Source organism: Porticoccus sp. (genome assembly GCA_023261185.1).
In the GTDB taxonomy this organism is placed as follows: domain Bacteria; phylum Pseudomonadota; class Gammaproteobacteria; order Pseudomonadales; family Porticoccaceae; genus Porticoccus; species Porticoccus litoralis.
In genome coordinates, this window is record JALRJN010000090.1 from 1 (window position 1) to 24,557 (window position 24,557).

Genomic DNA, 24,557 nt, shown 5'->3' on the forward strand with positions numbered 1-24,557 from the left:
GAGGACCAGTCCAGCTGCTTGCTGCTCCACCAGGCCTTTGATCAGCTCGGCATCTTCCTTGCTCAACTGGCCGGGCTCAACGCCCACATCACCCAGAAAAATGACATCATAGGGAGCAATGAGGTCTTTGCTGTTGGGAAAACTTGAGAGATATCGGTTTCCTCCGCCCATCCCCACTTGAGGGTGAAAGAGCAGACAATCCATCTCGACTCCGGGGTCACGTTCCAGTGCATTGCGCAAGTAGCGGTATTCCCACCTGGGATAGGAGTCGATAACCAATACTTTAAGTGTCTCCATGCGTACATTGACTGTAAAATCCTTGGTATTGTTGTCCTCCAGTGCCTCCCCTGGCTGGATTGGTAATACCAGACGCAGGGAACGTTCTCCCATTTCCTGCGGCGACCACACCAAGGTTTCCTGAATGTCAGAGAGGCCAGCAACCTGAATTTCCTTTTGAGCCACTTCTTGGTCTCCATCCATGAGACGAACGACCATCGTTTGATCCATGCTCATGCGGTTGAAGACTTGGAAAGGTAACGAAATCTGTTCACCAAGTAACCCGTAGGATGGAGCGCTGACGGATTCTAATTCGATATCCGGTAGGGGAGTGTCCTGCCCAACTTCGACCGTAAAGATGGGGATACCTCGATTGCGATACATTGAGGCGGCAAGGGTCGGGGAGTCGCCCAGGTTCCAGTCGCCATCGCTAAGCAACACAACAGCCTTGAGGTTTGACTCACGACGCATGGCAGATTCGAGCGCCTCGTTAAGATCGGTTCCTTCGACCCATGAGGCGGTATCTCCCTCAGCTACTTCGGGGGGAGTGCCAAAGCCACTGGTCAAAACCCTTGAATTAGCCTCCAGTGGCGAAAAAATCTTATTTTGGAGCATTTGGGACACCCAAGCACCTCGAGTGATAACCGAGTTGGTTGAAAACACATCCCTTGTGTTCATGCTTCCCGAGAGATCATTGAGGACGACCACCGCAGGTTCCTCTTCCCATTCAATCAGTTTGACCCTCTCAGGTCTCAATAAGGTGACTAGGAGCAATAGCATGATCAGCCAACGAAAACCCTCCAGCAGAAGGATTCTTCTTGAGCGTCCATTCTGCACCCATATACGCCAGGAAAAATAGCTGGCTAGCAAGCCAAGGCAAAGCAGGCTTACCGTCAATAATGGGGTGATGGAGAATTGCCAATGATTCATGCAGCGCTCCTTGTTTGAGGCCTCAAGCCACCTTGGCTAGCAGCCAGATGTGCCGTGCTGCCCGGTCCAGAAATCATCAACCAGCTTTCGATCAACAGGAAAGCCAGCATGCAGCCAAGAAACACACGCCATACCTCACTTTGCAGGTCTGTCTCTCCTCGGGTTGTGGTTTCCTCAAATAGCTGCATGGATACGTTTTTAAAAAGCGCTTGTATTTCCTCCCCGCTCGCCAGCTCAGGGAGAAATTCCGCACTCGGAATATTGACTGCAGCCAGCCGATCACCCTGACGGTAGACACCAGCTTGTTCAGTGATGGACTTTTCTGATCCCTCCTCCACGGGAAGCCAACCCGCTTCCAGCTCAGGTTGGCTCACATCACCACAAGTCCAGAAATAAGTTTGTTCAAGCCTTCTGGCACCCTGCAAGCGTGCTCGTTGGATGAGAGGAAGCAAGACGGTTCCCTGATCTAGCCCAGACCAGTTGGGGTGAGGCAGTGTGGTCATGAAGTAGATGGAACCCTGCCCTATGATCTGCTGAATGAGCAGCGGTTCCCCATCGGCAAAAGCTGCGATGACCTTGCCTGTATGCTGAATTCTTCGACGCTGAATCACCTCAAGTTGATCCACCGTAAGACGAAATCCCTCTGCCGTGTCGGACAGAAGTCCGGTCTCCTGATCCCACCTGCCAATGGCAAAGCTCTGGTCCGTAGAAGCCATTTCTGATTCGACCCAACGCACGCCCGCAAAGGGTGTGACTTGCTCTTGTGATTTTGAAGGTGGGAAGCAAAGGACGACCCCACCTTCCGAGGCAAAAGACTGCAGGGTGGAGGCGGCCTGATCTTGGGCCAAAGGGCCTTGCCAAATAATGAGTGAAACTTCCTCTAGATTGCTGAGTGCAGAGGGGCCAGGTCGCCTGATTTCAGAGGCTTGCCATCCGGTTGCTGTAGCCTGGCCTGAAGCCAGGGCAAGCACGCTTCCATCATAGGCTTGATCGCTGATCACTAGCGCCTGATTGGGCCTATCTTGGCCAAAGACAAAATACAGAGCGTTGTTATTGAGATTGCCGTCTGCAGCGAGCGTAAGACTTCCCCAGCCCTGTTCGTTGCCACTGCCAAGACTCCAAAGATCCTGCCAACGTAATGCTGAGCCTTGCATGGGGATTTCAACCGAAGAGCTCAAACCGTTGATGGTTCGTATGGCATTCAGGTTTTCCCCTGTTCCGGAGGATTGTGTGAAGTCAGCCGTGATCCGAAGAGAGCGTTCCTGACCCTGCTTCCTAAGCAAGGCAACATCGGCTAACTGAAGGCTGGTATCGACTTCTGTTTGCTCGTTGACCGCTAACAAGCGAAAGCGAACGTTCTGGGGTAATGCTTCGAATTGTTGCATGGTTGATTGCCAGCGATCATCTGAAGGATACCAATTTGAGCGTTGGAGGTCCGAGGCAATCCAAATTTCGGTGGTGCCAGCCTGGTTGTCGCTTAGCCATTGAACCGAGCGCTGAAGCAGGGATGGCATATCCGTGGTGGTGTCCGTCGATGATGCCAGGGCATGGTCAGCGATCTGATCGATTTGAGCCAAAGATTGTGCTGTGGCACCAGCGCTTTCAATCAAAACGAAATTGGAAACGCCTTGATAGGGCTCGGCTGCTTGCTGAATGCGTTGGAGCGCCTGCTCCCTTCGAGTCAGAGAGGTGCCTGCCAAACGAGTGTCCATACTGGCTGAACGATCCAGAAGAATGAGCACCGTATCTGGGGCTGAGGCAAAGGCCCACCCCATCCAGCCCCCGGTCAGCGGTCGAGCCAAGAAAAGGATAAGCATCAACACTGCAAGGGTGCGCAAGAGCAGGATAAGGAATTGCTTGAGCCGGGCTCGATTGACCGAACTGCGGGATGCGGCGACTAGAAATCGCATCGCACCCCATGCTTGAGTGCGGTGACGCAGGCGGTTGAGCAGGTGAATGATGACCGGCAACAGCGCCAGAGGCAGGGCATAGAGAAGCAAAGGCTGGAGGAAAGTCATTCTAGGATTCTTTGCTTCGTGGTTGCTGGCATGATGCTCACGACCTTATCGGATCGAAAGAGCTTTGGCTCGGTCGACCAGGAAATCACCCAATACCTGTCCAGCTGGTTGATGAGTCATGACACTGCGGTAGTCACCATTGCATTCGTGGCAGCCTTTCTGGAGGCCAGATTGAAACTGTCGGAATTGTTCGAGATAGGCTTCGCGGACCATCGACGGTTCGGTCACCATGCTGAAGGAGCTCTCCAGATCGGCAAATCGGATGGGGCGGTCAAAGTCAAAACTCATTTCCTGTGGGTCCAGGATATGAAATAAGCCCACATCATGCTTCTGAAATCTAAGGTGCTGAAAACTGTTGATCAGAGGCTCCAGATCGGTGAAGCAATCAGAAAATACTAAAACCAAGGCGCGTCTTTTAGCTTTTTCAGCCAGTTCATGAAGGGTGTCACTTAATCCCGTTTCCCCCTTGGCTTTGACTTGCTGCAGTTGGTCCAAGATCAGTTGCAAATGGGATGGTGATCGCTTGGGCGGGATCTCCGTGATGATACGAGGGCCGACACTCACCAGGCCTGCGGCGTCCCCCTGTCCGATGACCTGGTAGGCCAGGTGAGCAATGAGCTTGATGGCGTAGTCCAGTTTGGTGACCTCATGACTAGAAAATTTCATCGAACCACTGCAATCGATGACGAAGTAGCAGCGCAAGTTGGTTTCAGCCTCAAATTCCTTGAGGTAGTAACGATCGGTTCGCCCTAGAACCCTCCAATCCAGTCGCCGCAGATCGTCCCCAGGTACATACTGTCGATATTCTGCGAATTCGACGCTTGAACCTCGATGAGGGCTTCGATGCATGCCCGAGACCGTGCCTTCCATGGGAAATCGAGCCACCAGGGGCTGAACTGCCATCCTGGCGGTGATGGCAGGGTCGATCAGAGAACGACTGGTAGCTTGAGGGTCATCCATGGCGTTTGGCCTTGAGTGCTATTTCCCAATTCACCGTCATAGGAACATCGTCAAGGTAGGCGCGGGGCTACGCTTTCTTAACCTGAAGTTCGAGCAGGGATTCGATCACCGTGCGGCTGGTCCGCCCCTCGGCTTGTGCCTGGAAGTTCGTGAGGATTCGATGAGCCAGGACCGACTGGGCAACTGCCTCAAGGTCCTCGAATCGAACCATGTAGCTGCCTTTGAGAACAGCACGCGCCTTGGCGCCCTTGATTAGGTATTGAATGGCTCTTGGCCCAGCTCCCCAGCTGACCCATTGTTTGACAAAGTCAGGGGCTTCCTCGGAATTTGGGCGAGTCTGGCGCACCATTTCAACCGCAGCATCATAAATGTGCTCCGGCACGGGCACTCTCTGAACCACCTCTTGAAAGAGCTTTATTTCCTCAGCTCCGATAAGCTTTTCAAGCGTCGGGGCATTCTTACTTGTTGTTTCACGGGCGATTTGTTTCTCCTCCGCAGCCGAAGGGTAGTCGACATGAATGAAAAACATGAAGCGATCCAGCTGAGCCTCGGGTAATGGATAAGTACCTTCCTGTTCGATGGGATTCTGGGTGGCCATGACCAGGAACAGCTTTGGTAGGGGGTAAGTGCTGCGACCGACACTGATCTGTCGTTCTGCCATCGCTTCCAAAAGGGCCGACTGCACTTTGGCCGGAGCCCGGTTGATTTCATCGGCTAACACTAGGTTATGAAAGATAGGACCGGGCTGAAACTGAAAACTGCCGTCCTCAGGGCGGTAGATATCGCTGCCGGTGATGTCTGCCGGTAAGAGGTCGGGGGTAAACTGAATGCGGTGGAAATCTCCGCTGATGCCCTCTGATAGGGTCTTAATGGCTTTGGTCTTTGCCAGCCCTGGCGCGCCTTCCACCAGCAGGTGGCCGTCTGCCAGCAAGGCAATAATGAGTCGTTCAACCAGGTGTGGCTGGCCGACAATCTGGTTGTTGAGAAAATCACGGAGTTGCAGAATTTTTTGTTGGTGCGTCATGCTGTTGATACTTCTCGATGATATAAGGCGATGAATTGTAATGCCTGTGAGCAGTTAACCCAAACAGGAGCATTCCTGCGAAGTTAACCTAGACTGTAGGGAGTAAATGAAGTTCAGTGATAATGAAACTCGGTTCATAATGGCCGACTAATATCCTGACAATAATGAAAAAAGGGAGGCTTCATGCAGGTGCTTTCACAGAGTGATTTTTTCACTCGGTTAGAGGAACTGTTTGATAAACATTATTCTCCGGCATTGGCAAAAAAGCTGGTGCCCTTTGCCCACAGACTCTTTGACCTGTTTCCCATAGAGGAGTTGGCCGAGGAGCGTATTGAGGACATTGAGGGGTTTGTTCACAGCCTTTACCTGTTCAACAATAAGCGGGACATCCTGAGGCCAAAAGTTCGGGTGTTCAACCCGTCCCTGGAAGAGGACGGTTGGGTTAATGATGCAACAGCCATTTTTATTCTGCAGCGGGATATGCCCTTCCTGGTGGATTCGGTACGAATTCTGCTTAATCGGATCGGTATTGACGTACAGGTTATTAAAAGCACCCTGTTGAACGTGGTACGGGATGAGGAAGGCAAGCTACTGGATTTGCTGGCCACCGCAGATGACCCCAACAGCCGTCCTGAAGCATTGATCTTTATTGATATCGATCTGCACACCTCCACGGAAACCCTGCAAACCCTCGAGCATGACATTGTTGATGTGCTGCAGGATGTGGAAGTTGTCACGGATGATTTTCAACCTATGACGGAGCGCGTCAACAAGGTCATCACTGAAGTCCGCGCCAATCCGGGCGGTCTGCCAGAGGAGGATGTCCATGAGCTGGCCAGTTTTCTGGAATGGCTGCGTGACGGCGCTTTTATCTTTCATGGTGTGGCGGAATTTAAACTTCTCAAAGGCCGGAATAATCCGTTACTCAGGGCTGAGGAGGGACAGCAATTAGGCATCTTCAGGCGACACCACCTGGGGGACGAAAAGACGCCTCTGTCTTCAATGAGCGGTGGTATCCAAGCATTTTATGAAGGAGATGCACCGCTGGCGTTTACCAAGTCGTCCTGCCGTTCAAAAGTACACCGGCAGGCCTACGCGGACTTTATCGTGCTGAAACATTTTGACCGTCAGGGCAATGTGGTGGGCGAGTACCTGTTTATGGGGCTGTATACCTCGGCTGTTTATCATGCCAGCCCTTTCCAGATTCCGCTGATCCGTCAGCGGGTACAACAGGTCCTGGATCGAACCGGGTTTCCGCCCGGCAGCCACGACTTCAAGGCAATGCGGCAGTTGATCGAGGTGCATCCCCGGGATGAGTTGTTCCACTCTTCAGCCGATGAACTCTACGCCACTTTGGTGGGTGTCTGGCAGATCAACGAGCGACGTATCGTCAAACTCTTTGTGCGCGTCGACCCGTTTGAAAAGTTTGTAAACTGCCTGGTTTACATGCCTAGAGACGTCTACCGGACCTCCATCCGCACCCATATTGAAGAAGTGCTCAAGGAAGAGTTTGGCGCTGAGGAGTGTGAATTCAACACCAGTTTTTCGGAATCCATACTGGCGCGAACCCAATTTGTGCTCAAGATCGAGTCGGACCGCTACCGGGAAGTCAATCAGCGCGATCTTGAACGTCATATTGTTTCTCTTACCCAGGACTGGGGAGATGATCTGGAAGAAGCTGCTCTGGAACATTGGGGCGAGGAGCTGGGCCGGAATATGGCCAGTACCTACCGCAATGCATTTCCCGCCAGCTACCGTGACCATTTTGATCATCGTTCAGCCATTCACGATATTGACCTGTTTCATGGGCTGGAGCGGGAAGGGCAGATTGCCACCAGTTTTTACCAGCCGCTCGGTGCGGAACGAAATGTTATGCGCTTCAAGCTGTTCCACCGCGCCGAGCAGCTGGAGCTGTCCGAGCTGGTGCCGATGCTCGAAAACCTGGGGTTTCGTGTGCTCGGTGAGCACCCGTACGAGATTACGCCTCACCAGGGTAGTGAAATCTGGATGCACGATTTTACCTTGCGCTTTGGTCTGGACGTGGATGTCGATGTGTCGCTGGTGCGCAATGCATTTCAAGACGCTTTTTCCGCGGTCTGGTCTGGGCATACAGAAAATGACCGATACAACCACCTGGTGGTCGGAGCGCGGCTCGACTGGCGCACTGTGGCGTTACTACGACTCTACGGCCGCTACATGAAACAACTGGGTAGTAGTTTCAGCCAGGATTTTATTGCCGATACGCTGGCAACGAATCTGGAATTGACGCGTAACCTGGTGGCTCTGTTTCGTTGTCTGTTCGATCCGAAATTACTGGAATCCCACGGCGATGAGTACGGGCGGGCCGAGCGCCTTAATGAAAAAATCACCGACATGCTCGATCAGGTCATCAATCTCAATGCCGACCGGGTGCTACGCAGTTACCTGCAACTAATCAACGCTACCAAGCGCACCAATTTCTTCCAGTTGGATGCGGAGGGTGCCGTCAAACCATACATCTCGGTCAAACTGGCACCTCGAGAGATCAGTGACGCTCCTGAACCGCGACCGATGTTTGAAATTTTCGTCTACAGCCCTCGTATGGAAGGGGTGCACCTGCGGGCCGGAAAAGTCGCTCGGGGCGGGCTGCGCTGGTCGGATAGGCTTGAGGACTACCGCACGGAGGTGCTGGGCCTGGTCAAAGCCCAGCAGGTGAAAAACGCCGTGATTGTACCCACTGGGGCAAAGGGAGGTTTTGTCGCCAAGCAGATGCCGCGAAATCCCAGTCGAGAAGCATTTCTTGAGGAAGGCATTGCCTGCTATAGACTGTTCATTCGTGGATTGTTGGACCTGACGGACAATATTGTCGGCGGGGAGATTGTTCCGCCGCCCTGTGTCGTGCGCCGGGACTACGACGATCCCTATCTAGTGGTCGCAGCCGACAAAGGGACAGCCACCTTTTCCGATTACGCCAATGACATCTCCCTGGAGTACGGACACTGGTTGGGAGATGCTTTCGCCTCCGGGGGGTCATTCGGCTATGACCACAAGAAAATGGGCATCACTGCCCGTGGGGCCTGGGTCTCTATGCAGAGGCATTTTCAGGAGATTGGCCTAAACACCCAGAAAGAAAATTTTACCGTTGTGGGCATCGGCGATATGGCGGGCGATGTCTTTGGCAACGGCATGCTGCGTTCCGAGCATATCTGCCTGGTGGCTGCATTTAATCACCAGCATATTTTTCTCGACCCCAACCCGGATGCCACCCTCAGCTTTGGCGAGCGACAACGGTTATTCGATTTGCCCCGGTCGAACTGGGAGGACTACAACCCGGAGTTGATTTCAAAAGGTGGCGGCGTTTATTTACGATCGGCGAAATCAGTGCCACTTTCCGAAGAGGTCAGAGCACGTTTTGGCCTGGACGCGACTGCCCTAAAACCCAATGAGCTGATTCATGAGCTGCTGAAATCCGACGTGGACCTGATCTGGAACGGAGGCATTGGTACTTACGTCAAAGCATCGACAGAGAGTCACCAGGAGGCGGGGGACAGGGCCAATGACCCGGTGCGCGTCAATGGCCGGGAATTGCGCTGTCGTGTGTTTGGTGAAGGGGGCAACCTCGGTATGACTCAGCGGGGGCGTATTGAATTTGCCCTCAATGGTGGCGCCTGCAACACGGATTTTATCGATAATGCGGGTGGCGTTGACTGCTCAGACCATGAAGTGAATATCAAGATTCTCCTCAACGAGCTGGTTCAGTCCCAGGACCTCACCACCAAGCAGCGTAATCAATTGCTGGTGGACATGACGGACCAGGTGGAGGATCTGGTACTCAACAACAATTACCGGCAGACCCTGGCTATCAGTCTGGCACACTATCGCTGCGTGACTAACTTCTCCGAGTACTGGCGCACCCTAACCGACTGGGAGGCCGCTGGAAAAATTGATCGCGCATTAGAATTCCTGCCGGATGATGAGACCCTCAAGGATCGCGTGAAACGTTCGGTGGGGCTGACCCATCCGGAACTGTCTGTGTTGGTGTCTTACGCCAAAATTCTCATCAAGGAACAGGTGCTGGCATCTGATGCGGCAGAAGATTCCTATGTCGCCAGAGCCATCGAGGGGGCGTTTCCCAAGCGCTTGCTGAAGGATTACCCCGAACAGGTGATGCACCATAGCCTGAGGCGTGAAATCATAACCAACCAGATCGTCAATGAGATCGTCAATCTGATGGGGGTCAACTATTTTCTCCGCCAGGTAGCCTCCACCGGGGCCACCGTTGATGACGTGGTCAGAGCCTATGTGGTGGTGCGGGACATCCTCCACCTACAGCATTTTTGGCACCGAGTGGAGCAGCTCGATTACCAGGTGCCGGCAGAGGTGCAATTCGAACTATTCTATGCCCTGATGCGTCTGGGTCGGCGTGCTTCCCGCTGGGTCTTGCGCAACCGCCGGTCCTGTCTGAACCCCGGGAAAGAAGTAAAAACCCTTGGCCCGAAACTCGCCGAGCTGCAATTGTTGTTGCCGACGTTGTTTGCCCAGGGGGAAGAGGAGAATGGCTGGCAAGCTGAAGTTACCCGCCTGGTGGAGCAGGGGGTTCAGGAAGAAGTGGCTATGCTGGTGTCCAGCTCCAACTTCCTGTTTTTCGGATTTGGCATTGTTGACCTCGCAGCAAGCAGCGACAAACCGGTGGGGCTGGTGCTTGAGCTGTATTACAAGCTCAGCGTTGAGCTGGATCTGGAATGGTTTGCCGAGCAGATAGTGCACCTTGAACCTGCCAGTCGCTGGGAAGATTTTGCTCGGGAATCATTTGTGGATGACCTTGAAAACCAACGGCGTTCTCTGGCGGGTACGTTGCTGAAAGATATTGCTGTCATGGAAGATATCGACAACGTGATACATATCTGGAAAGCGGCCCAATCGCCTCTGATCAAACGCTGGCAGGATATGATGAAAGAGCTTCACACCGCGCCGGTGTACGACTTTGCCATGTTCTCGGTGGCATTGCGCGAATTGTTGGATCTGGTGCAGTCCACAGAAAACCGGCAGGATTCACCCCCGGTCTGTGCCGTTTAGTAACTTGTTACAGTAGTGGGAGATGGGTGGTTGGTGGAAGCGGAGGGAGGCTTTTGCCTCCGCTTCAAAGCCCTTTGGGCTTTATGAGGGGTTGTTAACCCCAAGGGAGAAATTGTTAGTTTGTTTTTCTTTTATAGACTAATGACTTTTTGTTGACAGGCTTGTGCGTTGTAGCCACTCCAGTTATCTTCGCGTCCTTCGCGCCAGCCGTTAAACCAGTCCTGGGCGAGGGATGTTTCTTCTGTATGGGGACATGTAGATTTGTTTTTGCCGCTGATGCCAGCTTGGTATCCTTTAATAAATGCACGGTGGGATGAATCGCGTTTTTGTCTTCTCATAGGACATGAACTCCTCATTCCTGAGCCACTACTGCCGACTTCTATACTGGCTGTGGCCTGTTAGTTTTTTTCGTACAGCCGGTCTATCTCATCAAAACTGGGCACAGCTGTCGAGGATTTTATTTGTCTATAAGCAATGGGTTTTAATTACGCTAAGTAATCAGCCGGTTGCATCTTGAAGGCGAGACTGTCTGAATACGGGCCCTTCAGCAAAATTAGGATGAAAGTAGATAATGATGACTATGTGGTTTGCCAGCTGTCCTAAAGGTCTCGAAGCATTGTTAGCCAGTGAACTCGCCGAGCTGGGTGCCGTAAAAACCCGTGAAACGGTAGCTGGAGTCTATGCGGAAGGGGATATGGCCTTCGCCTACCGCGCCTGTCTCTGGTCGAGACTGGCTAATCGCATCCTGATGCCGCTGGATAAAACCCCCGTCGACAGTGCCGATGATCTGTACCGCGGTGTGGCAGCTATTCCCTGGGAGGAGCATCTAACGCCCAATGAAGCGATTGCCGTGGATTTTATCGGTACCAACGATGCGATTCGCCATACCAAGTTTGGCGCCCAACAGGTAAAGGACGCGATCGTGGATCGGTTGCAGAGTCATTACTCAGCGCGGCCCAATGTGGATTTAAAACACCCCGATCTGCGTATCAATGTGCGGCTTGCCAAGGATCAGGCCAACATCAGCCTGGATTTTTCCGGCGATAGCCTGCACAAGCGCGGTTATCGTGTAGCCATGGTGCCCGCACCCCTGAAAGAAAACCTGGCCGCAGCGTTGTTGCTGAGGGCCGGGTGGCCAGAAATCGCGGCCAGTGGTGGTGCACTGCTTGACCCCTTATGTGGCAGTGGAACACTGCTGATTGAAGGGGCGATGATGGTTGCCGATATCGCCCCGGGTTTAAACCGCGAGCAATTTGGTTTTCATGGCTGGAAGCAGTATGAACCGGATCTATGGCAGGAGTTACGTCAGGAGGCATTGGCACGCTGTGAGCAAGGGCTGGCAAAAGAGTTGCCGGAAATTCGTGGCTACGATAAAGATACCCGCGCCGTAAGTGCCGCCCAGGAAAACATTGCCTGTGCCGGCCTGGAGAAATGGGTGCGGGTAATGGCCAAGCCCATTCAGGCCTTCAAGAAACCTACCCACAGGGAAATTGATAACGGCCTGATTATCTGCAACCCGCCCTACGGCGAACGCTGGGGTGATATGGAAGAGCTTCGCCCCCTCTATCAGACACTGGGTGAAGTGGCCAAGCGGGAGTGCCCCGGTTGGCGGCTGGCGGTGATTACCGGTAATGCAGATCTTGCCGGTGAGCTGCGTCTGCGGGCAGAAAAAAAGTATCAGTTTTTTAATGGCACCATCCCCAGTCAGTTGTTGCTGTTTCAGCTGCGCAGCGTGACAGATGAGCAGCCATCGCAAACTTCGCCGTATCAGAAAAGCCTCAGTGATGGGGCGCAGATGTTTGCCAACCGTCTGAAAAAGAATGCCCGCAAGTTGTCCCCGTGGTTGGATAAATCCGGTGTCAGCTGTTATCGCCTCTACGACGCGGACATGCCGGAGTATGCCGTAGCCGTGGATATCTACGATGAGGCCATTCACGTTCAGGAATACGCGCCCCCGGCTAAGATCGATGAAGAGCAGGCCAATCGCCATCTCAGTGAAGTTCGCCAGGCACTGTTGAGCCTCTATCCCGGGAGTCGTGGCAAGCTGTTTTTCAAGGAGCGGCGTCGACAGAAGGGTGACAGCCAGTACCAACCGGTGAAGTCACGTCAACAGCGCAACCAGCGTGATGGCAGCGTATTTGTGGTCACGGAGGGTTCCTGTCGATTTGAAATCAATCTCAGTGATTATCTCGACTCGGGGCTTTTTCTCGACCACCGCCCGGTTCGCCGTCTGCTGGGCGAGATGGCCGCGGGAAAACGTTTCCTGAACCTGTTTTGCTATACCGCAGCGGCCACGGTACATGCGGCGCTGGGAGGTGCAGCCAGTAGCCTCAGCGTGGATATGTCCAACAGTTATCTGGAATGGGCCAGTCGCAATTTTGTGCTCAACAAGCTCGACCAGGAGCGCCATCAACTGATGCGTGCAGATTGTCTGGACTGGTTGGCCAAAGGCCAGGGCGAGTTTGACCTGATCTTTCTCGACCCGCCGACATTCTCCAATTCAAAGAAAATGGAGGGCGTGCTGGATATTCAACAGGATCATCCGCGCCTGATCGCACAGGCGATGGCTATTCTCGCCCGTGGTGGCACCCTGGTCTTTTCTAACAACTACCGAAAATTTGAGTTGAGTGACAGTGTGACAGCGGATTATCTGGTGGAAAATATCACTGCGCAGACCTTTGACCCCGACTTCCAACGCAATCAGAAAATTCACAACTGCTGGTTAATTCGTCATCGGGAAGGGGATGGCTGATGGAGAAAGTGCTAACCCTCTACAGCGGTCCCCAATGCCACCTTTGTGAGCAGGCCAAGGCATTACTGTACCCCGTACTCCACGAAGAGGGCTGGCAGTTGCATGAAGTCAATATCGCGACCGACGAGCAATTGCAGTCGCTATACGGTATTCGTATTCCCGTGGTGGTCACTCCCGATGGCCGGGAAAAAGGCTGGCCGTTTAGTGCCGGTCAGGTGCGTCGTCTGCTCAATATTCATAACAATTATTAGAAATTCGGCATTCCGCTCTCGGGCACCATCTGGCAATCTTGTTAGTATTGTTGGGTTGAATTAGTACCTCCACCGAGGGTTGCCATGTCCAGTCAATCTCGCTTTAACCAATTGTCATTCCGTCATATCGGAACCGATTTTACCGGCGGTCTGACAGCGGCCGTGGTGGCGTTGCCACTGGCGCTGGCGTTCGGTATGGCCTCCGGGGCAGGGCCCGTGGCAGGGGTGTATGGCGCGGTGCTGGTGGGTTTTTTTGCTGCATTATTTGGTGGTACCCCCTCCCAGGTATCCGGGCCGACTGGCCCGATGACGGTAGTGATGGCAGGAGTTTTCACTTCCATGCAGGCGAAATATCCCGAAACCGGGCTCTACCTCGGGTTTACCGCCGTGATCATTGCCGGGCTATTTCAGATCGCTTTCGGTCTGTTGAGGTTGGGTAAATATTTTATTCTGGTGCCGTATCCAGTGATTTCTGGGTTTATGACTGGTATCGGGGTCATCATTATTATCCTGCAGCTGGGTCCGCTATTGGGTCATGGTGGAACCCCTTCGCTGATGGCTGCACTGGTGAGCTTGCCGGACTGGCTGCTAGCCATCAATTGGCAGGAACTTGCGTTAGGGGGGCTGGCATTGGCCGTCGTGTATTTGTGGCCAGCTCGATGGAATGTATGGCTGCCCAGACCACTGGTCGCGCTACTGACAGGTACCCTGGTTGCGCTATGGTTGCCTCCGGAAGCCATTGCCATTATTGGCGATATACCCACAGGTTTCCCCCCGCTGCACTGGCCTGTCATCAATCTGGACGTGTTGGGTGAGCTGCTTTATGCCGGGGTGCTCTTGGCGGTGTTGGGGAGCATAGATTCGCTGTTGACGTCCCTGGTAGCAGATAGCATGACCAAGCAGCAGCACGATTCTGATCGGGAGCTGATTGGCCAAGGCGTTGGTAATACTCTGGCAGGTTTTTTTGGCGGACTGCCAGGGGCCGGGGCAACCATGCGCACGGTGGTGAATATTCGCGCCGGTGGAAAGACCGGGTTTTCAGGGGCAATACACGCGTTGGTTTTGCTGGTGGTGATGATGGGTGCAGGCAAGTATGCGGCCCATGTGCCACTGGCGGTGCTGGCGGGCATCCTGATCAAGGTGGGTCTTGATATTATCGACTGGCCTTTCTTTCGCCGTCTCGGCAAGTTGCCCATGAATACGGTCGCACTGATGTTGCTCGTGCTTGGCCTGACGGTGTTTGTCGACCTGATAACAGCCATATTGGTGGGGGTTTTCCTGTCAAACCTGATAACGGTGGAGCGTTTGACCAGTATCCAGTTGGACAGTGTGCACCTCACCGATGGCACCAATGCCAGTGAAAAGGGCAGGCCAACTGAAGAGCAATGGCTGGAGTCTCAGCAGGGAGCTCTGTTGATGCTGCGACTCAAGGGGCCGCTGAGTTTCGGTGTGGGTCGGGGGCTCAGGCGACGCCTGTCCAGCCAGATGTCGCATCAGACCATGATCTTTGACCTGACGGGCGCGCTCCTGGTCGGCACCTCGACCGCCATGATTCTCGATGAGCTGATTCAAACAGAGATGGCCAATGGCCGCGATGTGTTGGTGGTGGGATTATCCGAGAAAACGGAACAGAGTCTGGCAAGGCTGGGTACCCTGGATACTCTGGGCAGGGACAGAATCTTTACGTCATTTGAAGAGATGATGAGCTACGTGGATTCACGCCCCGGTCTGACTGCTGAAAGTTAATAATGTCGACTCCTGAGTCCATATCAGGGCTCTAGGCTGTGGGCACACTTCGGTGGACCAGATGTCCAAATCAGGTTGAATCCACCTGAAATTGCCTGCTTCCTTACTGCGGTTGGGGAGGGCTAGTAGCTGCCGTTTGTTAAATAGAACACATCCAAGATAGTCCGTGTCGCATCCACAATGCGCACGATACGGTCATCAATACGGCGGATTGACGTGCCATCGATATCCCGGGGCAGTCGTCTCAGGATGTCGTCGGGCAGGTCCCGGCTATGGTAGTAGACATCGGCATCCAGTACCTCACCCCTGGCGACCTTTTGTTGCCAGCCCGGAGGCAATTCGCCACCGCGCTCCAGTTTCTTGCGCAGACCCGGGGGCAGTTTTTTTGTTTTTCCCTGATGGTACTCATCCTGATCGTCATAGTGACGGTCTCTCAGGTAGTCACCAAACAACCTTTTTTCTGCTTCATTGAACAGCACGGCTCCCGCAACTTGGGCAGCGATTTCCATGACCTGTTGCTCAGCCAGAGTTGATGCCGAGGGAATCAGACAGGTGCTCGCCAACAGCAGCAGGTAAGACAACAGCGTTTTAGGTTTCCTGATCATTACTGTCTCCTGGTGTGGCAACAGGGTTGTTTCAGGCCTGTTTCGCCTGGTTTTCCGGATGCTGACCAATTGGGTTGACCTCAATAGTAAGGTGCTCCAGTGCTTCAAAGCCGGCCAGAACCTGCTTGTAATACTCTGCGTCTCGGGGATGGGTGCTGGCAATGCTGATGATAGCGGCAAAGTGATGTTCGCTGACCCGCCAGATATGTAGATCTGTGACAAGATTCTCGCCATCTTTTTCAATGGTTTCACGTATCGCTTCCCGTTGCTTAAGGGGAAGGCTGCCGTCCAGCAGAATGGGGCCCGACTGCCTGACTAATCCCCATGACCAGCGGGAAATGATGATTGCACCGACAATACCCATCAGCGGGTCGAGCCAGTTGAATCCCAGATATTTGCCACAGAGCAGGGCGGCGATGGCCAACACTGAGGTCAGTGCGTCGGCCAGTACATGCATGTAGGCAGCGTAGAGGTTGTGATCGTGATGATGTGCGTGGTGGTCGTGATCCGAGCCCACGCCGTGGGCATGGTCATGAGCGTGGTGATCCTTGAGAATCACGGCACTTAACAAGTTGATGAACAGACCTAGGGCCGCCACGCTGATGGCCGCATTAAATTGGATTGTCTGGGGCGTGACAAGCCGCTGCAGCGATTCAATCAGCATCATCAACGCAACAGTGGCCAGTGCGACGGCACTGGCAAAACCTCCCAAAACGCCCACTTTTCCCGTGCCAAAACTGTAGGCGGGGTTGTTATTGTGTTTGCGGGCGTAACGATAGGCGAAGATGGTGATCATGAATGCGGCAACATGTGTGCCCATATGCCAGCCATCGGCCAATAGGGCCATGGAACCAAATAGGGTGCCGGCAGAAATTTCCGCCACCATGGTGATGGCCGTCAGAATCAGTACGTAGCGGGTGCGTTGTTCGCCCCTACGATTGGTATGGTGAAAGTCGTGGTGATGTTGCCATTTGCTTAATGGCTGCTCGCGTATGGGTGGATTCATTTTCGGGCTGGCTTGGCTCAGGACTCTATTAAGGATGGTGTGGATCTATGTTTGGTGATTACAGGGGACGGGTAAGACTGATGGCGCCACGTATTTCGCCGAGACGATAACCGGTTGCCCGATCATCGGGATAATAGCTGTCCAGCACCTGTTTAATATTGGGTGCTACGGTTTCGCCGTGGCAGGTCAGGCAAAGTGGCCCGACACCCTGTGCTTTCATGTAGCGAAACTCGCTGTTCGTTTGGGTTGTGGCCGATAGCGTCTCCGCCGGTTCCCCGTTAGCTCGGCGATCATCAAACTGTTCCAGAATGGCTTCTTCCCAGTTGTCAGGTATCGCCATTGATGTGTTTCTGGCTTTCAGACTGACCCGCTTCACCAGCCAGCCACTGTTCTGACTTAACTCCCTGGCAATTTCTGGCGCGGCAGTGGCGCAGATTTTGACGGCTTCAACAGGGCCACCCTGTTGCAGGGCGTTTACTAATTGGGGTTTCAGGGTCTTCGCAAACTCCTGGGCAAGCTGCTCTGCCTCCTGCTCCAGAAGGGTGGATCGGTCGCCGCCACACCAGCTGGATGTCGATGCCAGTAGGCCGAGTATCAGCAGAAAAACCTGTTTCATAGATGCTTCCTTGAATACGAATACAGCAGTTTAGCAGGGATAATGATTGCCGCTACCGGGGCGGCAATATTGACAGTCATCATTTTTGGGCGAGGCGAAAAAAGGCGACAGCATTTTGCGTGGTCTGGTGGGCAACCTGTTCCTCTCTCTGACTTTTGCACTTGGCCACTGTCTGCAATACCCATGGCAGAAATGCCGGTTCATTGCGTTTGGCCTTCGGTTTTTGCGTCATGGTTCGGGGGAGGAGGTAGGGGGCATCGGTTTCCAGAAGCAGACGCTGGTCTGGAATACTGGTGACCAGGCTTTGTAGCGACAGGCCGCGACGCTCATCGCAGATCCAGCCGGTAATCCCGATATGTAAATCCAGGTCGAGGTAGTTGAAAAGTGCCGTTTTGTCCCCGGTAAAGCAGTGAATGACCCCGTCAGTGATGTGATCCCGGTATTGTTTGAGGATTTCAAATTGCCGCTGATGAGCATCTCTCTCGTGCATGAACAGGGGAAGTGATAATTCGGCGGCCAGTTCTAGCTGGGCCTCAAAGGCTTTCTCCTGGTCTTTGGGGGAAGAGAAGTTGCGGTTGAAGTCTAGGCCGGTTTCGCCAATAGCAACCACGTGCGGCGCCTGAGCGATGCTTCTGAGCTGGGATGTGGTGGTTCCGGCGACAAATGTCTTGGCATCGTGGGGGTGAACCCCACAGGTGCTATACAGCATGCCTGGGAAGTCCTGGGTAAAGTCTTCACAAATGGCTGCGGCCTGCTCACTTTCATGAACAGAAGTGCCGGTGATTACCAGCTGGCGGACGTTGGCCTGTTGTGCACGCCGAAGAATCTCCGGCAACTGATCGCTGAAGGCACTGTTGCTAAGATTGACCCCAATATCGACCAGCGGGTCTGTACTGACCAGAAGCTCTGTCATAACTGACGTTGTTTTTCCTGCTCAGAGAGAATCCGATCATCGCTATCCAGGTGGTGTGCGTAGACCATGGAAAAGGCCAGTACGTTCTGCACGTAATTACGTGTTTCCCGGAAGGGAATGGTTTCAATCCAGGCGTCAAAGGGCAGCTTGCCCTGGGTGTCCTCCAGCCAGCGAGTTACTCGATGTGGGCCGGCGTTGTAGGCGGCAGTGGCGAGAATGCGATTGTTGTCAAAGCGGTCGAGCATTTCGCGGTAATAGCGACTGCCCAGGGTAATGTTGATTTCGGGTTCAAGAAGATCACGGGTGCCACGGTAACGAATACTGTTTTTGCGGGCAGTCTGTTTGGCCGTGGCGGGCATTAGCTGCATCAGTCCCCTGGCGCCAGCAGGTGACTGGGCGTCTTGAGCCAGTGCGCTTTCCTGTCGGGCAACGGCAAATAACAGGTGAACCGGGACGTTCGTGGCCTTGGCATGGTTGTAGAAGACGTCTCTGAAGGCTAGAGGAAAACGCAGGTTGATATCGTCCCAGAATCCGGCGTTGATGAGGCTGGTGATGGCGCTATTGTGCCACTGCCACTGGCTGGCAATATGTGCGGCGGTAATCCATTGCTGTTGGTTGAAGTTGCGGCTGGTGTGATACCACTCACGGCGCGCAGAAATGTAGTCCTCGTGGAAGATCAATTCTCTGGTTCTCTGCAAACCGGGAAGCTTGCTCAGTCTCTCCATGTCTTCAGTGGTTACCGGGGATTGACGAAAAGCCATCTCGTAATCGATGCCGAGCCACTCACTGGCCATGAAACCGTAGAAACTGCGACCGCGGGACAGCACCTGATAGGCAGAATCATTGTCTGTTGAAAGGATGCTGCCCTGAGCGAGTTCACTACTGCGGGCTCGCCAGTAAAGCCAGCGATCTTCTTCCTTGAGAGATTCCGGCATTCGGGTAATCCACTCGTGGAGTTGATCCCAGTTGGATTCACGCATGGCTTTTCTGGCGCGCCATTCAAGTAATTCCGGTTCTACAAGACTGAGGTTTTCCAGCAGGTAACCGTCGGCCACCTTTTCGTGTTCCTGTGAATACAGACCCTTCACCAGATCAGAAATGACCTCGGTTTTTTGCTCATCGGTAAATGTATGGATCTGTTGGTAACGATTCCAATGTTTCAGGGCGATGACGGCATCTTGGCGTGCCAAGTGTGTGAGACCATGGATAACGATGGCGTGTATTTCTTCATTCTCAAGGAATTTTCCCTGGTGCTGAAATAGTTGGTAGTTGCCAATGGTTTTGGGGTCTCTATCGACCTGGTAAAAATTGCGGGCCAGCTGTTGAAACTTGTCGGAGATAAAGAATCGCTGCAGGTAGCGGGCGAGCTGGTACTGGTGGTTAAGCACGGCAGCAGTGTAGCGCTGCCAGGCTATTTCCTCAGTTATCTGATTGTTTTTGATCAATAATTCGAATAGCCGGTCACAGCCTTTTGGCTGGGACTTGCCGACATTCCACAACTGTATGGCATCGGTTATGGCGTTATCTCCGCCATTTCCGCGAATGCGTGTTAGTTGGTAATAACATTGTTGCGCTGTAGTCGCAGATTCCGGCTGGTAGTATTTAAGAAACGCTTCCGGCCTGTTTCCAGAACGCAAGGTTTCCAGCCAGCGGTAGCGTAGGCGTCGGGCCAGGGAGCTGTCTTTATGCCGGGTGAGAAAATCATCGACCTCGCTGTTCCGGGCCTGACGCAGGCGATCACTTAACCACAGATATTCCAGGTAGGGTGCCAGCGGATAATCTCCGATATTGGCGATTATCCTGCGGGTTTCACTCTCATCGTGCTTGGCGATGGCGATCTTGCCCGCTCGATAGAGCGCGCGCTGTTCGTCCAGGGAAAGTGTTTTCGCGACACTAATATGGCTAACAAGGCAAAATAAAAGAGTGATAGAAAGGAATAAAGCATTTTTACCCGTGTGACAATCCATGGGATTCTGGGAGTCCGTTTAAATGTGAGGGAAGGGTCGTGTTTGCGTATGTTAGATCAGATCAGCGAAGCTTGAACAGGGTCCATCCCATGCCAGCTTTCAGACCCTGACCGCCAGGACATCACATTGCGAACCGTGCAGAACCCCCGTGGCCGTTGAGCCGAGAATCAAACTGAGGCCGTGGCGGCCGTGACTGCCAACCACAATCAGGTCGACATTATTTTCTTCGGCAAAGTGGTGCATCTCATGGGAGGGCTGACCGATAATGACATGTTGACGCTCTCTGGGGATACCCAACTCCAGACCCAGAGCGGCAAGTCGTTCCTTGGCCTGTTCTTCAAGCTGGTTTTGAACTTCAGTGAGATCCATCGGAATATCGCCGCCGTAGGCGAAAGACAGGGGCTCCTGAACATGAATAAGAGACAGCCGACTATCGCTGCCTGAGAACAGGGACTTGACGCGATCAACGACTTGCTGTGATTCTGGCTGCAGATCCAGGCCGACCAGGACGTGTTTGTAGGCGGACATAAGGCGACTCCAATTGCCACATCATCATTAAAGATATAAAAGTTGTAGCAGACAATGACCTATTTGTTAATAGCGCTCGTCATGGCCATCATTGTATCCCCCATGCTGTGGTTGCGACAGACGCCCCGGCAAAAACTGGTTTCTACCATGCGTCAGACAGCAGCTCGCGAGGGATTTCATATCAGATTGGTGAACCCTCCCGATGCCCGAGAGGGTGAAGGACATCTTGAGTATGTCAGTTACACCTTGCCATGGCGCGGTAAAACACCGCAGACACCTTTGCCTCGAATGGAAAAGTGGCTGCTGGTGTCGGAGACAAGGCGGGGCGACCCATCTCCCTGGGCTAACTGGCAATGGTTGGGCCGTGAGGCGAACCCTGTTCTCGACGTGCCGATCGGTGACGTGATCCGCAATATGCCGGCTTCAGTGAAGGGGCTGGAGGCCAGTGCTGCCGGTCTTTCCATCTATTGGCAGGAGCGCGGAAAGGAGTCGGATGTGGCTGTCATGGCTGAGCAATTATCGGTATTAATGAGCGCCATTCGTGCCGGTTCCAAGGGAAGTCAAAAGTAAGAAATTGAAGAATTTCCTTGACCGACCTACTGTCCGCGCATGTATATTCGCCCCCTTACAAAGCTGTCCTTGCCCTAAAGCTGGCAGGTACACTCATTCAAATTCACTGAGTTTTTAATAGATTCATGGGTAAATCACTCGTTATCGTAGAGTCCCCTGCCAAGGCCAAAACGATCAACAAGTATCTTGGCAACGACTTTATCGTGAAGTCCAGCGTTGGACATATCCGCGACCTGCCGACTGGTGGAAGCGGTAAAACAGTGGACCCGAAAGAGCGCGCCAAAGCAGCTGCCGCAACCCGGAAAATGTCTCCCGAGGAGAAAGAAGCTCATCGTGCCCGCAAGGCCAAGGAGCAACTGGTGTCGCGGATGGGTATTGATCCGGAAAACGACTGGAAAGCCCGCTATGAAATTCTGCCCGGCAAGGAAAAAGTTGTCGCGGAACTCAAAAAACTCGCTAAAACTGCCGATCATATTTATCTCGCAACGGATCTTGATAGAGAAGGGGAGGCCATTGCCTGGCACCTGATGGAGGCCATTGGCGGCGACCCTGAAAGCTATCAGCGGGTGGTGTTTAACGAGATTACCAAGAAAGCAATTAAGGAAGCGTTTGAACACCCGGGACGTCTCGACACCAACCGCGTCAGTGCCCAACAGGCACGCAGGTTTCTCGACCGAGTGGTCGGGTTCATGGTATCCCCCCTGTTGTGGAGCAAGGTAGCCCGTGGCCTGTCTGCTGGACGGGTTCAGTCGGTGGCGGTCAAGCTGATTGTAGAGCGTGAGCGCGAAATACGTGCCTTTGAACCCGAAGAGTACTGGACGCTGCACGCGGACCTGGAGACAGCGGCAGAAGATCAGGTTCGATTTGAAGTCAAGAAGCAGGGCAGTGACAACTTCCGACCCGTTAACAAAGAACAGACCGATGCCGCACTGGCTGCTCTTAACAATGCCGCGTATGTTGTCAGCGGCCGGGAAGACAAGCCCACCAGCAGTAAACCTTCCGCCCCCTTTATTACTTCGACATTACAGCAAGCTTGCAGCACTCGACTGGGTTACGGGGTGAAGAAAACCATGATGTTGGCTCAGCGTCTCTACGAGGCTGGTTACATCACCTATATGAGAACGGATTCAACCAACCTCAGTGCTGATGCGGTGGACACCTGCCGCGAATTTATCGGTAAACGCTACGGTGACCGTTACTTACCGGAAAAGCCCAATGTCTATAGCAGTAAGTCCGGGGCACAGGAAGCTCACGAGGCCATCCGGCCCTCCAATATCGATATCCTCCCCGGTGATCTTGCCGGCATGGAAGAGGATGCTAAAAAACTTTACCGCCTGATCTGGCAACAGTTCGTGGCCTGTCAGATGACCCCTGCCCAATTCACTAGCACCACGGTGACTGTCAAAGCCGCAGACTATGAGCTGCGTGCTAAAGGGCGTGTAACCCGCTTTGATGGTTATCTCAAGGTCCAGCCGGCGATGGCCCAGAAAGGGGACGATATTGAGCTGCCGGAAATGGCCGTGGGCGAGGCCATGAGCCTCAACAAGCTGATTCCCCTGCAACACTTTACGAAACCGCCCGCCCGTTATTCCGAAGCCTCCCTGGTTAAGGAGTTGGAGAAGAAGGGAATTGGTCGTCCATCTACCTATGCCTCCATCATCTCCACCATCCAGGATCGTGGCTACGTGCGGGTGGAAAACCGCCGTTTTTATGCGGAAAAAATTGGCGACATTGTTACTGATCGCCTGAATGAAAATTTCACCGATCTGATGGACTACGGTTTTACCGCTTCCATGGAAGAATACCTGGATGAGATTGCCCAGGGTGAACTGGAGTGGAAAGAGGTACTGAACCGCTTCTATCGTGACTTTACCAAGAAGCTGGCCAAGGCTGACGCCTCCGATGACGGTATGCGTCCCAATCAGCCTTCCCATACGGACATCCCCTGTCCACAGTGCGGACGGCCCATGATGATTCGCACGGGTACCACAGGCGTGTTCCTGGGCTGTTCCGGCTACAGCCTGCCACCCAAGGAGCGCTGCAAGGGCACACTGAATCTGACGCCAGGGGACGAGGCCGTCAATGCCGATGAGGATGAGGAAGCTGAAAGCCGCCAGTTGATGGAGCGCCGACGTTGCAAACTCTGCAACACGGCGATGGACAGCTACCTGATTGACGAAGGCCGCAAGTTGCATGTCTGCGGTAACAACCCGGATTGTGAGGGTTACGAGGTAGAACTCGGGTCTTTCAAGCTAAAGGGCTATGATGGCCCGCTCATTGAATGCGATAAGTGTGGCAGCGACATGCAGTTGAAGTCCGGCCGCTTTGGCAAGTACTTTGGCTGTACCAATGAGAGCTGTAGTAACACTCGCAAGCTGCTGAAAAATGGTCAGCCCGCGCCGCCAAAAATGGACCCGGTGCCAATGCCTGAGCTGGCCTGTGAAAAGGTCGACGATCATTACATTCTCCGCGATGGGGCCAGCGGCCTGTTTCTCGCTGCAAGCAAGTTTCCCCGTCATCGCGAGACCCGTGCGCCTCTGGTATCGGAGCTGTTGCCACATCGTGATGAAATCGATCCCAAATACAGTTTCCTGTTCAGTGCCCCGACAGAAGATCCCGATGGTCTGCCCACAGTGGTTCGCTACAGTCGCAAAACGGCAGAGCAGTACGTACAGTCGGAGGTGGAGGGTAAGCCCACCGGCTGGAAGGCCTTTTATGAAAAGGGCCGCTGGCAGGAAACAGATGGCCGCAAAGGCAAGAAATAAAGACACGCCGTGAACCCGTACCTGTCTGTGGTGAACCAGCACGTTTGTTTCAGCGCGTTATTGCTGGAGCAACTGGCTGAGTGTGAGGGGAAGAGTACAAATCGCCTGCAGGTCCTGGCACTGGCCCAGTCAGTACTGCTCCAGCTGGAAATTTCCTACCGGTTCTATCTCAGGGAAGTGGCCGCCAACTATAAATGCCGGGAGCTGGAACAGATACAGGACGTGGACACGTTGATCAGTGCCCTGCAATCCATGGGTAAACATCCGGCTGAGGCCAGCGAATTGGCTAATCTGGAACAGCAGCCCGGCAGTTGGCTGAGAGGTCTATTGTCAGCCTGCCACCAGGTGATGCGGGTGCAGTCAGAGCAGGTCAGCCAGCATTCTCCGATAGCGGTGGTTCAGGTCAGCAGTGATCAGGATGACCAGGAACTCACGGCAGAGCGGTTATCCGATTGGCGCAATGCCTTCCTCGAAGTGGTAGAACGTCACCGCCAGCACATGCTCGAGTGCTAAGTTAATTTTTCCGGACGATGGTTAATAACCGGGTTCGGCTCTGTTACAATCTCGCTTTACTA

18 protein-coding genes are annotated in these 24,557 nt (G+C 53.6%); 7 read left to right on the forward strand and 11 right to left on the reverse strand.

Annotated features, from left to right (window positions below; genetic code table 11):
* From ACYZYZ_RS08570 to ACYZYZ_RS08585, 4 genes are all read right to left on the reverse strand, one after another.
* Positions 1 to 1,206 (reverse strand): vWA domain-containing protein (locus ACYZYZ_RS08570; protein ID WP_461483955.1); only part of this gene is annotated, 1,206 nt, incomplete at its 3' end.
* Complete coding sequence (locus ACYZYZ_RS08575) at positions 1,203 to 3,224, reverse strand: BatA domain-containing protein (RefSeq protein ID WP_461483956.1); 2,022 nt, start codon at positions 3,222 to 3,224, stop codon at positions 1,203 to 1,205. The genes ACYZYZ_RS08575 and ACYZYZ_RS08570, both read right to left, overlap by 4 nt.
* A gap of 45 nt (positions 3,225 to 3,269) precedes the next feature.
* Complete coding sequence (locus tag ACYZYZ_RS08580) at positions 3,270 to 4,184, reverse strand: DUF58 domain-containing protein (RefSeq protein ID WP_461483957.1); 915 nt, start codon at positions 4,182 to 4,184, stop codon at positions 3,270 to 3,272.
* 67 nt (positions 4,185 to 4,251) lie between these two features.
* A complete protein-coding gene (locus ACYZYZ_RS08585) occupies positions 4,252 to 5,208 on the reverse strand; it encodes an AAA family ATPase (protein WP_461483958.1) in 957 nt (318 codons plus the stop codon).
* Between the two features lie 183 nt (positions 5,209 to 5,391).
* Between ACYZYZ_RS08585 and ACYZYZ_RS08590 the strand changes: the two genes are divergently transcribed.
* A complete protein-coding gene (locus ACYZYZ_RS08590) occupies positions 5,392 to 10,263 on the forward strand; it encodes an NAD-glutamate dehydrogenase (RefSeq protein WP_461483959.1) in 4,872 nt (1,623 codons plus the stop codon).
* A gap of 131 nt (positions 10,264 to 10,394) precedes the next feature.
* Here the strand turns inward: ACYZYZ_RS08590 and rmf are convergent, their stop codons facing one another.
* Positions 10,395 to 10,601: a ribosome modulation factor gene (gene rmf, locus ACYZYZ_RS08595; RefSeq protein ID WP_305170888.1), complete on the reverse strand. Its 207-nt coding sequence runs from the start codon at positions 10,599 to 10,601 to the stop codon at positions 10,395 to 10,397.
* A gap of 233 nt (positions 10,602 to 10,834) precedes the next feature.
* On the opposite strand from rmf, the gene rlmKL reads away from it, so the two are divergent.
* The 3 genes from rlmKL (at position 10,835) to ACYZYZ_RS08610 (ending at position 15,012) form a co-directional block, all read left to right on the forward strand.
* The gene (rlmKL, locus tag ACYZYZ_RS08600; RefSeq protein WP_461483960.1) at positions 10,835 to 13,015 is read left to right on the forward strand and encodes a bifunctional 23S rRNA (guanine(2069)-N(7))-methyltransferase RlmK/23S rRNA (guanine(2445)-N(2))-methyltransferase RlmL; all 2,181 of its coding nucleotides are present in this window, start codon (positions 10,835 to 10,837) and stop codon (positions 13,013 to 13,015) included.
* Positions 13,015 to 13,266, forward strand: coding sequence for a glutaredoxin family protein (locus tag ACYZYZ_RS08605; protein ID WP_461483961.1), 252 nt, complete (start codon positions 13,015 to 13,017; stop codon positions 13,264 to 13,266). Before rlmKL ends, ACYZYZ_RS08605 begins: the two co-directional genes overlap by 1 nt.
* Before the next feature lie 84 nt (positions 13,267 to 13,350).
* On the forward strand, positions 13,351 to 15,012 hold the full coding sequence (locus ACYZYZ_RS08610) for a SulP family inorganic anion transporter (RefSeq protein WP_461483962.1): 1,662 nt from the start codon (positions 13,351 to 13,353) through the stop codon (positions 15,010 to 15,012).
* Positions 15,013 to 15,134: 122 nt separating this feature from the next.
* Here ACYZYZ_RS08610 and ACYZYZ_RS08615 read toward each other — a convergent pair whose 3' ends face one another.
* The 6 genes from ACYZYZ_RS08615 to ACYZYZ_RS08640 all read right to left on the reverse strand — a co-directional run bounded on the left by ACYZYZ_RS08615 (position 15,135) and on the right by ACYZYZ_RS08640 (position 20,647).
* Entirely contained in the window at positions 15,135 to 15,617 is a 483-nt protein-coding gene (locus ACYZYZ_RS08615; RefSeq protein ID WP_461483963.1) for a hypothetical protein, read from the reverse strand.
* A gap of 31 nt (positions 15,618 to 15,648) precedes the next feature.
* Positions 15,649 to 16,623, reverse strand: coding sequence for a CDF family Co(II)/Ni(II) efflux transporter DmeF (gene dmeF, locus ACYZYZ_RS08620; protein WP_461483964.1), 975 nt, complete (start codon positions 16,621 to 16,623; stop codon positions 15,649 to 15,651).
* 58 nt (positions 16,624 to 16,681) lie between these two features.
* The gene (locus tag ACYZYZ_RS08625; protein WP_461483965.1) at positions 16,682 to 17,239 is read right to left on the reverse strand and encodes a Tll0287-like domain-containing protein; all 558 of its coding nucleotides are present in this window, start codon (positions 17,237 to 17,239) and stop codon (positions 16,682 to 16,684) included.
* Between the two features lie 79 nt (positions 17,240 to 17,318).
* The gene (locus tag ACYZYZ_RS08630; RefSeq protein ID WP_461483966.1) at positions 17,319 to 18,152 is read right to left on the reverse strand and encodes a TatD family hydrolase; all 834 of its coding nucleotides are present in this window, start codon (positions 18,150 to 18,152) and stop codon (positions 17,319 to 17,321) included.
* The gene (locus tag ACYZYZ_RS08635) at positions 18,149 to 20,119 is read right to left on the reverse strand and encodes a transglycosylase SLT domain-containing protein (RefSeq protein WP_461483967.1); all 1,971 of its coding nucleotides are present in this window, start codon (positions 20,117 to 20,119) and stop codon (positions 18,149 to 18,151) included. The genes ACYZYZ_RS08630 and ACYZYZ_RS08635 overlap by 4 nt, the downstream gene beginning before the upstream one ends.
* A 99-nt stretch (positions 20,120 to 20,218) precedes the next feature.
* The gene (locus ACYZYZ_RS08640) at positions 20,219 to 20,647 is read right to left on the reverse strand and encodes a universal stress protein (protein ID WP_461483968.1); all 429 of its coding nucleotides are present in this window, start codon (positions 20,645 to 20,647) and stop codon (positions 20,219 to 20,221) included.
* Positions 20,648 to 20,728: 81 nt separating this feature from the next.
* Here ACYZYZ_RS08640 and ACYZYZ_RS08645 point away from each other — a divergent pair, with 81 nt between their 5' ends.
* The 3 genes from ACYZYZ_RS08645 to ACYZYZ_RS08655 all read left to right on the forward strand — a co-directional run bounded on the left by ACYZYZ_RS08645 (position 20,729) and on the right by ACYZYZ_RS08655 (position 24,495).
* Complete coding sequence (locus ACYZYZ_RS08645; protein ID WP_461483969.1) at positions 20,729 to 21,217, forward strand: hypothetical protein; 489 nt, start codon at positions 20,729 to 20,731, stop codon at positions 21,215 to 21,217.
* A 125-nt stretch (positions 21,218 to 21,342) separates the two neighbouring features.
* Positions 21,343 to 23,982, forward strand: coding sequence for a type I DNA topoisomerase (gene topA / locus ACYZYZ_RS08650; RefSeq protein ID WP_461483970.1), 2,640 nt, complete (start codon positions 21,343 to 21,345; stop codon positions 23,980 to 23,982).
* A 9-nt stretch (positions 23,983 to 23,991) separates the two neighbouring features.
* Entirely contained in the window at positions 23,992 to 24,495 is a 504-nt protein-coding gene (locus ACYZYZ_RS08655; protein ID WP_461483971.1) for a DUF6586 family protein, read from the forward strand.
* Positions 24,496 to 24,557: the final 62 nt, after the last annotated feature.